Origin of the sequence: Enterococcus sp. DIV1639a, from assembly GCF_050530445.1 — a bacterium.
Lineage (GTDB): Bacteria > Bacillota > Bacilli > Lactobacillales > Enterococcaceae > Enterococcus_B > Enterococcus_B hirae.
The window spans coordinates 2287400-2299400 of record NZ_CP172886.1; the positions used below are offsets into that span (position 1 = coordinate 2287400).

Annotated in this window: 11 protein-coding genes; 3 read left to right on the forward strand and 8 right to left on the reverse strand. The window is 37.4% G+C overall.

Annotated features, from left to right (window positions below; genetic code table 11):
• The first annotated feature begins 68 nt into the window (after positions 1 to 68).
• Positions 69 to 890 (forward strand): NUDIX domain-containing protein, encoded by an 822-nt coding sequence (locus IGJ32_RS10490; RefSeq protein ID WP_010737158.1) that lies wholly within the window; start codon positions 69 to 71, stop codon positions 888 to 890.
• Between the two features lie 310 nt (positions 891 to 1200).
• On the opposite strand, the gene IGJ32_RS10495 is transcribed toward IGJ32_RS10490, so the two are convergent.
• The 5 genes from IGJ32_RS10495 to opp3b are packed head-to-tail and all read right to left on the reverse strand — an operon-like array spanning position 1201 to position 6220.
• Entirely contained in the window at positions 1201 to 2208 is a 1008-nt protein-coding gene (locus IGJ32_RS10495) for an RNA-guided endonuclease TnpB family protein (RefSeq protein WP_034700625.1), read from the reverse strand.
• Between the two features lie 13 nt (positions 2209 to 2221).
• The gene (locus tag IGJ32_RS10500) at positions 2222 to 3178 is read right to left on the reverse strand and encodes an ABC transporter ATP-binding protein (RefSeq protein WP_010720784.1); all 957 of its coding nucleotides are present in this window, start codon (positions 3176 to 3178) and stop codon (positions 2222 to 2224) included.
• Entirely contained in the window at positions 3153 to 4229 is a 1077-nt protein-coding gene (locus IGJ32_RS10505) for an ABC transporter ATP-binding protein (protein WP_010720785.1), read from the reverse strand. Before IGJ32_RS10505 ends, IGJ32_RS10500 begins: the two co-directional genes overlap by 26 nt.
• A gap of 5 nt (positions 4230 to 4234) precedes the next feature.
• Complete coding sequence (locus tag IGJ32_RS10510; RefSeq protein WP_010737155.1) at positions 4235 to 5278, reverse strand: ABC transporter permease; 1044 nt, start codon at positions 5276 to 5278, stop codon at positions 4235 to 4237.
• Complete coding sequence (gene opp3b / locus IGJ32_RS10515; RefSeq protein ID WP_010720787.1) at positions 5279 to 6220, reverse strand: oligopeptide ABC transporter permease; 942 nt, start codon at positions 6218 to 6220, stop codon at positions 5279 to 5281.
• Between the two features lie 83 nt (positions 6221 to 6303).
• Here opp3b and IGJ32_RS10520 point away from each other — a divergent pair, with 83 nt between their 5' ends.
• Positions 6304 to 6648 (forward strand): DUF3899 domain-containing protein, encoded by a 345-nt coding sequence (locus IGJ32_RS10520; protein WP_010720788.1) that lies wholly within the window; start codon positions 6304 to 6306, stop codon positions 6646 to 6648.
• Between the two features lie 79 nt (positions 6649 to 6727).
• Here IGJ32_RS10520 and IGJ32_RS10525 read toward each other — a convergent pair whose 3' ends face one another.
• Positions 6728 to 8392, reverse strand: a complete 1665-nt coding sequence (locus IGJ32_RS10525; RefSeq protein ID WP_010720789.1) for a peptide ABC transporter substrate-binding protein — start codon at positions 8390 to 8392, stop codon at positions 6728 to 6730.
• Between the two features lie 353 nt (positions 8393 to 8745).
• On the reverse strand, positions 8746 to 9294 hold the full coding sequence (gene aac(6'), locus IGJ32_RS10530; protein ID WP_081128496.1) for an aminoglycoside N-acetyltransferase AAC(6')-Ii: 549 nt from the start codon (positions 9292 to 9294) through the stop codon (positions 8746 to 8748).
• Positions 9295 to 9844: 550 nt separating this feature from the next.
• Between aac(6') and IGJ32_RS10535 the strand changes: the two genes are divergently transcribed.
• Positions 9845 to 10456 carry a hypothetical protein gene (locus IGJ32_RS10535; RefSeq protein WP_179299845.1) on the forward strand — a complete coding sequence of 204 codons (612 nt, stop codon included), beginning with the start codon at positions 9845 to 9847 and terminating at the stop codon, positions 10454 to 10456.
• 251 nt (positions 10457 to 10707) lie between these two features.
• Here IGJ32_RS10535 and rlmN read toward each other — a convergent pair whose 3' ends face one another.
• The gene (gene rlmN, locus IGJ32_RS10540) at positions 10708 to 11781 is read right to left on the reverse strand and encodes a 23S rRNA (adenine(2503)-C(2))-methyltransferase RlmN (protein WP_010737151.1); all 1074 of its coding nucleotides are present in this window, start codon (positions 11779 to 11781) and stop codon (positions 10708 to 10710) included.
• Positions 11782 to 12001: the final 220 nt, after the last annotated feature.

Below are 12001 nucleotides of genomic sequence, written 5' to 3' on the forward strand. Positions count from 1 at the left end.
TTTTTTTGGAGTCTGCTAAAATAAGATAAAAGTATATTTAAACAAGAACGTCATCAGGAGGTTAAAAGATGAAACAATTTGCTTCTAAAGAAGAGGAAAAGTTATATTATGAACATGAAGCAAGTGAAGCTGATTTTCTTGACTGGTATCAAAAGCAAGAACGCCCAGAATATGACAAACCTTCTTTGACTGTTGATATCGTGTTGATGTGTTACAACAAGGAAGAAGACCAGTTAAAAATTTTACTGATCCAAAGAAAAGGGCATCCCTACCGAAATTCATGGGCTTTACCAGGTGGTTTTGTCCAAAAGAATGAATCCACTGGTGAAAGTGTCTTACGTGAAACCAAAGAGGAAACGGGTGTCGTGATTTCTCAGGAAAATATTGAGCAGCTACACACCTTCAGCACACCGAACCGAGACCCTCGAGGCTGGGTCGTGACTGTCAGTTACTTGGCTTTTATTGGTGAAGAACCGTTGATTGCTGGTGACGATGCAGAAGAAGTCCGATGGTTTACCTTGACACGCCAAGGAAACAAAATCCATCTAACGAGTGATGAAGTTGCTATTTCTTTAGATTTACTGACAAGTGAATCTTCTGGCAAAGATACTTTAGCATTTGACCATAGTGAGATCATTACGAAAGCATTTAATCGAGTGACAAATAAAATGGAACATGAACCACAAGTCTTACAAGTATTAGGTAAAGATTTTACGATCACAGAAGCCCGAAAAGTATTTGCAAAGTTTTTAGGGATCGATTTTAAAATGATTGATCATTCAAATTTCAAAAAAGCGATGCTGCAATATTTTGATGAAATTGGTGAACGACCAGTAGGAATTGGTCGTCCATCCAAGATTTATCAGTTGAAGCCTGGAAACTATGAATAAGATGAAGATTTCAGAAAGCTGAAATACCAAAGATTTTTATTGGATTTTTCTGCAATCATTAATACCTGAGCAATCACCCATTAATGACCATCTGATGGATAAATACTTCTCATAAATAAGCCGAAGAATTACACAAAAGCAATGCTTTTGGTATTCTTCGGCTTATTTTAGAGGTTAGCCAGAAAGGTCATTACCTCCTTGTTTGGTTTATCATAATTAGTGAGCTTTTCTTGAGAAGAAAATTCCTAGAAACAAAAACAGCAAGTGTTTTTTATCAACAAGGCGATCCCTAGCGCTCCTACCAGTTCATTTATTCAAAAATCACTTGTTTCCCGATTTTTTCTAGTTCTAGACTTTTTTTAATCACTAAAGGATCGGTTTGTTCATTCATATTGATCAAAATCAACGTTTTGTTATACCAGTTTGCTTTATACCTCAACTTAGTCACTAATTTATACCAATCTTGAAGTGAGAAGTCTGACAAGAAAGTTTCATTAGGGACAGCTTCTACAAACAAATAGTCATAATAACGAATCAATTTGCCAGATAACTGTTCCAAATAATTTTCTTTTTGAAATTTTTGTTTTAAATAAAGATCCATTACTTTACGCTTTTGTTTTTGATAGTTCTTCGATCGTTCCAAACGAGCTTTTCGTTTCTGAGCTGCCCGTCCCTTAATCCCTAATTTTCTCTTAGCCAGCTGCATTTCTTTTTCAGTTTTTTTCAACAATGGTAATGGTACATCAACTGGAGAGGATGTCTCGATTAGTTTTTGCGGATCATAAGCCACACCGATCCAACGACGAGACTCTGTTATTTCTTTCGCTGAAACCTCACAGAGTAAAGAAACATAAAAAGCTTCATTATACCGTGAGGAGATCGTCGCTGAACGAATCTCTCCTTCGATCGGTCGATGGAGGTTTACCTGAATGAGTTCTTTCTGTTTTGGCAGTTTTAGATACTTATCTTTCAAATAAATTGTGCCTTTTTGATTATTTGTTGTATAAGACTGCCACATACTTTTTTTATTTTTCAATTTTGGAAAACTGGCACGTTTTTTAAAATAATTACGAAACGCACGATCTAGATTTAGTTGTGCATTCGCAAGCGCTAAGCTGTCTGCTTTTTTTAAAAAATCATATTGCTTTTTTAAAGAAGCAGGAGTCAGTGTATAATCGATGACACCTGTTTTAGCGTAGCTTTCCTGACGGGCTTTTAGTAAGTGGTTATACGTAAAACGAACACAGCCAAAATTTTGAACAAACCATTGCTTTTGTGAAGCCGTGGGATAAATTCGGAATTTAAAGGCTTTTAGCATCAGCACTTACCTCCTAAGACGTCACAAGTAAGCTCGCTTCTTTTTGCCGTTTCAATTTTTTTGCGTAATAAGCCACTTCTTGCTCTGTCGCATAGACAAAATGCTCTGGGGCAATTTCTCTTAATGTCCGTTTTTGCCCATCTTCTGGTTCTGGTTGATACTTGATTCTTTTCCGCTGTCTTTCATGATCGGGATCTGGTAGTGGAATTGCAGATAATAAACTTTCCGTATAAGGATGAACGCCATGATGGTAAATCTCATCACTTGTTCCCATTTCCAATAAACGACCGTTGTGCATGACACCGATCCGATCACTGATATGTTTGACCATGGATAAATCATGAGCAATGAATAAGTACGTTAGTTGTTGTTGTTTTTGCAGATCCTGTAATAAATTGACCACTTGTGCTTGAATCGATACGTCTAAAGCCGAAATCGGCTCATCACAAATAATAAAACGAGGGTTAACTGCTAAGGCACGTGCAATACCGATCCGTTGACGTTGTCCTCCTGAAAATTCATGAGGATAACGTGTACCATGGCTCGGATTCAATCCTACCGTTCGAAGAAGCTCATCTACTTTTTCTGAACGTTCTTCAGGAGACTTGACCAATCCATTGACATCGATCCCTTCTGCAATGATGTCACGAACTTTCATTCGGGGATTCAATGATGCATAAGGGTCTTGGAAGATCATCTGAACCTCACGGCGAAACTTAGCCATTTCTTGTTTTCCTTTTAGCTTGGTGACATCTTTTCCATCAAAGAAAATCTCGCCATCGGTCGGTTCATTTAAGCGAATGACTGTCCGCCCAGTGGTTGATTTACCACTACCTGATTCACCAACTAAGCCAAAGGTTTCCCCTTCATAAATATGAAAGCTAATATCATTGACTGCGTGAACTTCATTTTTCTTTCCAATATTGAAATATTGTTTTAGACCATTAACCTCTAGCAGTTTTTTTGGCATTCGTCATCCCTCCATTCGCTTTTTGCTTTTCTTCAAAAATCGCCCAACGACGTTTGATTTCTTCAGGTGGCTCTACTTTTGGTGCTTGAGGTGCTAAAAGCCAAGTTGCTGCTTGATGTGTTTTTGATAATTCAAAAAATGGTGGTTCTTCTTCTGCATCAATCTGCAAGGCATATTCATTCCGTGGATAAAAGGCATCGCCTTTAGGTGGATTCAATAAATCAGGTGGTGAACCTGGGATCGCATAAAGTCGTTCATTCGCACTATCTAAGGTCGGCATCGAACCTAACAAGCCCCAAGTGTAAGGATGTTGCGGATGATAAAAAATTTCTTCCGAGGTACCGACTTCAATGATCTTTCCGCCATACATCACCGCTACCCGATCCGCTACATTTGCTACTACACCTAAGTCATGTGTGATAAAGATAATCGAGGTATCGATTTTCGTTTGGATTTCTTTTAGCAGTTCTAAAATCTGGGCTTGAATCGTAACATCTAATGCTGTTGTTGGTTCATCAGCGATCAAGATCTCCGGGTAACAGATCAACGCAATCGCAATGACGATCCGTTGCCGTTGTCCTCCTGAAAATTGGTGAGGATAACTGTTGATCCGTTTTTCAGCCTCAGGAATCCCGACTAAGTTTAGTAATTCCAATGCTGCTTTTTGTCCTTCTTTTTTCGAAACTTTATTGTGTTTTCTCAAGGATTCAGCCACTTGTTTCCCAATCGTCATCGTAGGATCGAGAGAAGTCATTGGATCTTGGAAAATCATTGCGATTTCTTTCCCACGAATTTTTTGCATGGCTTTTTCTGATTGATCGACAATATTTTTTCCTTTGAATAAAATCTCGCCCGAATCGATCGTAGCATTACTTGATAACAATCTCATGATACTTCTGGTAGTGACTGATTTCCCACTACCAGATTCTCCAACAATTGCTAGAGTCTCGCCTTTGTTTAAATGAAAATTGACACCGCGGATCGCTCGGACTTTCCCAGCGTACGTATCAAATGAGATTTGCAAATTTTTAACTTCAAGAACTTTTGTCATATTCCTCACTCTTTCATTTTAGGGTCAAAGGCATCACGTAATCCGTCAGCTAGTAAATTGAAGCCGATCATGATAACAGACAACGTTGCCGCAGGGATCCATAATAGATATGGCAGGTACAAGAAAGTTTTATAGCCATCACTCAGCATTGTTCCCAATGAAGCAGATGGTGGCGTTAGCCCCAAACCAATGAAACTTAAAAAGGCTTCAAAGAAAATTGCCGATGGAATACTAAACATCATTTGAATAATGATTACACTGGAAATGTTCGGTAAAATGTGTTTGAAGGCAATTTTCAATTTCGATTCACCTAATGTCATACCAGCTAACACATATTCTTGATCTTTCAGTTTCAGGGTTTGCGCTCGAACGATACGAGCCATCGGAATCCAGTTCGTGATCGCCATTGCTGCCACGATGGAAAAAATACCTGGTTCAAAAACAACCAACATTAAAATCATGACTACCAGATTAGGAATCCCAGATAAGATCTCTAAGAAACGTTGCATTCCGTTGTCGATTCGTCCGCCTAGCAGACCAGAAATCAGCCCATAAGCAACACCGATCGTCACATCTAATAATGCAGCAATAAAAGCGATCAGTAAGGAAATTCGTGTTCCCATGAATAGACGACTTAATACATCACGTCCTAGACCATCCGTTCCTAAAAAGAAATTCACATTTGCTGGAACATTTGCTTGGGCATATTTATCGACTAACTCACCACCAACCATCGCTTTTCCATTCAATCCATCGATATTTAACCCTGGAATACGTGGGGGTAAATTGATGTAATCAATATTTTGTGCCGTTGGGTTGTGTGGCGAAACAAAGATCGTAACGATCGAGATCAAAATGATCACTGATAGTAAAATCATCGAAACGACTGCAGCTTTGTTTTTCTTTAAACGTCGCCAAGAATCTTGAATGAAATTTAGCGATGGAGCTGCAATTTGTTCTCGTTCTTCTTCAGTGTTTTTTTGTAGCGGAAGAAATTTATCTGCAGGAATATCTGCTATTGTTTCATAACGTTTTGGTATCAGTTCCATCTAGCTTCGACTCCCTTCTGAAACACGGATTCTTGGATCAACTAAACCATACAGCAGGTCAACGACTAAAATCACAAAGATCAACATAAATGAGTAAAGGATCGTTACTGCCATGATCGTTGGATAATCATTCGTCGTGATCGATTTAACGAATTGCTCACCAATACCGGGGATGGCAAAAATATTTTCAACTACTAACGAACCAGTCATCAAAGCAACTGCTAACGGTCCTAACAATGTCATTAACGGGATCAAACTATTACGAAGACCATGTTTAAAGGCGATCTCCCAACGGCTTAATCCTTTGGCTCTCGCTAATTCCACATAATCGCTGTGTAATACTTCGACCATTTCTGTTCGGATAAAACGAGCTGAATCGGCTAAAGGTGACATAGCCAATGCAATGGTTGGAAGGATCGTATAAATGAAGCCGTCCCATTTAGCAATCGGCAGTACATGCAAGCGGATCGCAAAAATATATTGTAATAAGACTGCAAAAACAAAGTTAGGGATCGAGCGACCCAAAATAGCAACCAACGTGGAAGAAGTGTCTGCCCAAGTGTTTTGCTTCATTGCTGAAATCGTTCCTAAGATCGTACCGATCACTGTTCCAAAAATAATCGCTTGTAGTCCTAGTTGTAATGAAGGTCCTACTCTACCAGCTAATAAATGAGCAACAGGCTGATTTTTAAATTGGAAAGAGATACCGAAATCTCCTTGAAGTAAATTTGACAAGTAAATACCATATTGGACGATCACAGGTTTATCCAGTCCAACTTGTTGATTCAACATAGCGATCGTTTCAGGACTCAAGCGCTCTTGGTTGGTATAAGGTGTTCCTGGTAATAATTGCATTAAGAAGAACGTGATTGTGGCAATCAACCAAAGCGTAATGGCCATAAAGAAGACACGTTTCAATACATATTTTAGATAACTATTCACTAATGTTTCCCCCTAGCTTTTGACTTCTGACAAATGTTTCGCTACATTATTAATGAATGAACCAAAGATAAAGGAGCAAACTGATGAAAAAGAAGTCTCTTCCCTACCTGATTGCTGGTGTCTTGATTCTCCTGATTATTGTAAAAAATAGTTTGAATCATCAACTAACACTCACTCAATTATCAAATGATTTATTTTTATGTGCGATGCCGTTTTTGATTATCGGCGGATTTTTATGGGTTTTTTCCTCGGGTTTCTTTGATCATTTTCAACGATCGATCTATTTAGCCCGAACAAGAAACCGCAAGAAAAAACCAGAATTTTCTTCACTCTCGTCTGCCAGCTATGGTATGTATACCTTTTGGCTGATCATTGCCGGAATCTTGCTTGCTCTTTCTATCGTGCTGGTGATTTTTTCGTTTCTATGATACGTAACCTTTAAAAAGTGGAGAGAGATTAAGACAACTGCCTTAATCTCTAGTCCGCTTTTTTTGTCTTAATGTTTGCCTATTCTTCTACATAAGTCCATTTGTAATCCCATGAAGCTCCTGCAGCGTGGTGGACAATTCCTTTGACTTTTTCATTGACTAAGTGTCCTTCTGCTTTTTGGTAAACTGGGATCACACCCATATCGTCTGACATGATTTTAGTTGCTTCTTGTAGATCCGCCCAACGTGCTTGCTCATCGCCCGCATCTTTATTCCCTGAGTCATCTACTACTTTGTCGTAGTCCGCATTACTCCATTGCCCACGGTTATAAGAGTTACCTGCAACAAATAGGTCCGTAAAGCTGCTTGGATCAGCATAGTCTGCTGCCCAACCGCCTAATACAGTATCAAAATCACCTGAAGATGAACGGTCTAAACGAACGGAGAATGGGACTGGTGTTGGTTTAACTTTTACGCCATCTAAATTTTCTTGGATTGAGTTTTGGATATACTCGATCACTTTTTTCGATGCATCATCATCTGAAGCCATCAAATTGAATTCAAGGGAATCAATGCCAAGTTCTTTTTTCGCTTTTTCCCAATATTCTTTTGCTTTGTCTTTATCGTAAGAAACAAGTTTGCCTGCTTCTTTCGCAAAATCTTCATTTGTTTCTGGATTTTTAGACATGTCCGCTGGGATCAAGCCAGTTGACACAACCGAGCCATCTCCTAGAACTTGTTTCACTAACGCATCACGATTGATTGAGTATGAAATAGCTTTTCTTAAGTTGACATTTTTAAATGGTGAATCAGCTTCACGTTGGTTCAACTCAATATAGCTCGTACGTGCTTCTTTGACTGACGTATATGCTGGATCATTCGCATTTTGTTGAGCGAGTTCCCCTGAAAGGATGACGTCATCTGCTTGTCCGTCTTTAAAGAGATTCAACGCTGTAGAAGATTCTTTGACCACGCTAACTTTGATTTCAGATAACTTCACTGCATCTTTATCCCAATAATTATCATTTTTCTTGTATGACCATTCAGTATCTGTCCCTGGTCCGTCAAAATCTGTTAAGGTAAACGGTCCATTGTATACTGCTTTATCGCTTGCTGAAGCGTAAGCATCACCGTTTTCTTCCACCACTGATTGTTTTTGCGGGAAGAATGATGGGAAAGCAAGTAAATATTGGAAGTATGGCGTTTGTTTCGTTAATGTGATTTCTAATTCATGATCGCCTACTGCTTTGATTCCTAATTCTGATTTATCTTTTTTGCCTGCTGTGATTTCTTCTGCATTCGCTACTGGAGCAAAAAGATACGCATATTCAGAAGCTGTGGCAGCATCCACTGTACGTTGCCAACCATAAACATAATCAGCCGCAACTACTGGATCACCATTGGACCATTTAGCGTCTTCACGCAATTTGATCTTGTAAGTCAACCCATCTTCACTAACTTCTGCCAGTTCACTCGCTCCTGCTGGTTGTGGTTTACTATCCTTATCTAAACGATAGATTCCCTCATACACATTATTTAATGCAGTGAAACTAATTGTATCCGTTGCTAAAGATAAATCTGCTGTTGGCATTTCTTGAGGTACGACTAAATTGAATACTCCGCCTCCATCTGTAGAGTTGCCACTCGCTGAATTACTACTTTTTGTATTTGCACTTCCGCCATAACAGCCTGCAAGTACCAGCCCACTCAAGGCTACAACACTAAATGCCCATTTCTTTTTCATTTCCCGTACCCCTTTTGTCGAAATTTTCAGAATAATTAGTTTTTTCTGAGTTGTTTAAGAGTTTAATGAATAATTATTAAAAAAGCAATACTTTTTTCTCGGTTTTTTTTTAAATAATGTCATTATAGTGAAATATTTATTGTTCTTTTCTGAAAATACACTTATTTTATAAGGTTTTATTTCTACTTGATAAAAAAATAAAATAATTTTCATCAAAAAAAAATAAATCGTAAAAACAGCTATAATGTTCGGATTTAGCTCATAAAAAGATTATAATTTTTTATTCTAACAAAAAAACACTAATACTAGAGAACAAAATGGATCGTTCATTTCTCTAATATTAGTGTCTTAATTTATTCCGTTGGCTCTCTTTTGGCCACTCGTTTTGCTAACCAAATATCAGGCTGGTTCCACCCATTCGCATCTGGGATCACACCGATGATCTGATAGCCAAGTTTCTCATAAAATGTATAGGGATGATGATTGATATTTTTGATTTCTTGTAACTTTGCAAAGGTATCTTCAAATAAATCCGTTTCAACTAAATTTGTTTGTCCTTCAACATCATCTGTCCCTAGATAGATGACCAGGCCACCATATGAAGCGACTTCTTTTTCCAGATAGGAAACCAATCGTGTCCCGATTTGTTGTTTGCGATGCGCGCTTGCTACTACCAAAGGATGTAACTCCCACCCTGTTTTGCCATATTGAGGGATCGCTCCAACAAAACCGACCAATTCCTCCCCTTCAATCGCCGATACAGCAATCCGTTCTGGAACCATCAACTGTTCGACTTCTTTCATCGGCTCTGTCCCATACTCATCAGGCCAAGTCAATCTTAAAAGATCTGCAAGCTGATCTCGCAAGACAATATTCTCACGATCAAACTCACTGATAATCATCGCTATCCCTCCCTTTTCTGCCTATTTTAGCAGTACTAGAAAGAAAAAAGAAAAGTTTATGCTTAAGGTCGTGAAAGAAGCGTTCAGCTCCGAGCAAATAAGAGAGGATTTTTTAAAATAGCTTCTCATATTTTAGAAAATCATCGCTTATTGCTGAGGAGTTGCTTCTTGAACGCCGTGAAGGAGGTCATAACAGAAACGATTTACTTTAAAATTTTGCTTTTTTAAATAGATAATAGAAAACGAAATATCAATTTTTATGTTTAACTCTCTCGAAATAAATAAAAATACATATAAGCATCTTATAATAAATAAATACCAGACCCAACATTTCAATACATTTCGTTATTTTTTATAATTATAATAAAGAAATATTGTATATAAAAGTTGACAAAAATTTAATTTAAAAATAAAAAAATTTAAAAAACAAATGATATAAATATTATATTTTAATAAAAATTAAATACTGATTTAATGTATAAATATGTATATTCTATTAAGATTATTACAACAAGTGCTTGTTACCAAAAAAATAGGAGAGTGATTATAGATGGAATTACATGTATCAAGAAATTCAAAATTTTTTTGTTTGGCAATGTCATTTTTGATGGTTTTAAGTCTACTGATTAGTACAGGTACAGTTGTTTATGCCAACGAGAGTACTTCCCCTGAAGAATTTCAAAAACAATTGAGTATGGATATCAAAAATAATCGATTACCCCTATTATCTGAGGATCAAAAGCAAATAGAAATCAACAAAATTGCTAAAGAGCTAGCGTTTATGTTTGAAAAAGCACCAATAAAAAATAGTGTTGGTGAAGTTATCGGAATTAATTTCACTAGAATTGAATCACAATTTCCTGAACAAATTAACTCAAATTCATATTATCTATTTAAGCAATTTTTCGAAAATGAACGCTCCATGCATGAAATCGATTCTATAAATGGAAGAGGCTTTACCGATTGTATGGGCAAGAGTATTAAAGAGTATGTAGGAGATACGATCTATATGAGTCTAACTGCTGGTGGATTATGGGCATTGATCCAGAAAAAAGCATGGCAAGAAATAGCTGCTCTTGTTTTTGAAGTAGCTGGTGCCGAATTTACCATCCCAGTAGTAGTTGCTGCTTTAGGCTTAATGAGTATCAAATGTTTGGTATAATGAATAATAGAAAGTTTCTGATATTTTTATCATTATCAATCATCTCAAGTCTCGCTGTCTTGAACGTGACAAAAGATATTCTGTATGCATTATCCTGTTTCGTTCTCTCATGGATATTGTATGGCATTGGGATGAACCGCAAGAACAAACAGTAATTTGAGGTTCTAAGAAAACTCAGCAAAAGACGACAAAGCATAAGGCTTTGTCGTCTTTGTTGTTTCTTCTCCATGGATGCTGGATATTAGCTAATGCTATTTAGTCGTTGCTTTTTCTTTTTTCATTTGTTTACTCCGTAATTGACCACACGCAGCGTCGATATCTGTACCGTGTTCTTTACGGATCACGCAATTGATGCCATTCTTTTTCAATACATCATAAAATTTCAGCACATCTGCTTTAGGACTGCGAGAGTATTGGTCATGTTCACTGACTGGATTATAAGGGATCAAATTCACATACGTTAATTTCTTTTTGTCTTTTAATAGATCCGCTAATTGTTGTGCATGCTCCGGACGATCATTGACTTGATTCAACATGATGTATTCAAACGTGATTCGTCGATTGGTTTTTTCAAGATATTCATCTACTGCAGCCATCAATTTCTCAATTGGGAAACTCCGATTGATCCGCATGATGGAGGTCCGAATCTCGTTATTTGGTGCATGTAATGAGATCGCTAAATTGACTTGCAACCCATTATCAGCAAATTCTTTGATCTTATTTGCCAAACCACTTGTTGAAACAGTAATGTGTCGTGCGCCAATTGCCAACCCTTTGGCATCATTGATGATGTGTAAGAAGTTCATGACATTATCATAATTGTCGAACGGTTCGCCAATGCCCATCACAACCACATGGGACACTCTTTCTCCTTCTTGTCGTTCATCAAAATAGTGTTGAACCATCATGATCTGTGCCACGATTTCTCCAGCTGTCAAATCTCGATTCTTTTTTAACAGACCACTTGCACAAAAAGTACAACCAATATTACAGCCGACTTGTGTCGTCACACATACAGATAATCCATATTCTTGTCTCATCAAGACTGTTTCGATCATATTTTTATCTGGTAATTCAAATAGATATTTGACTGTGCCATCCGTTGCTTCTTGAACCACTATTTGTTTTAACGGATTGATCACAAACTGATCCGTTAACTTTGTTATCAAGTTTTTTGACAAGTTGGTCATTTCGGAGAAGTCTTTGACACGCTTTTGATAAAGCCATTCCCACACTTGGGCGGCACGGAATTTTTTTTCGCCGTTTTCTAAAAACCAATTGGTTAATTCTTCGATTGTTAAACCATAAATGGATTGTTTTTCCAAAATCGTTTCCCTCTTTTTTTCAAAGTATCGCTACATACTATAACTGATTCTAACAACTAATGCAATAGTTCACAAAACAAAGATACCAAATCTTAGGCTGTTTATGAATGCTCCTCCTTTTTTAGCTATCGTTTTTTTGATTTTTATGAATAAGTGATCAATCTCATAAAAAAACCGAAGAACACCCAAAATTACTTTTGGCGTTTCTTCGGTTTCATTG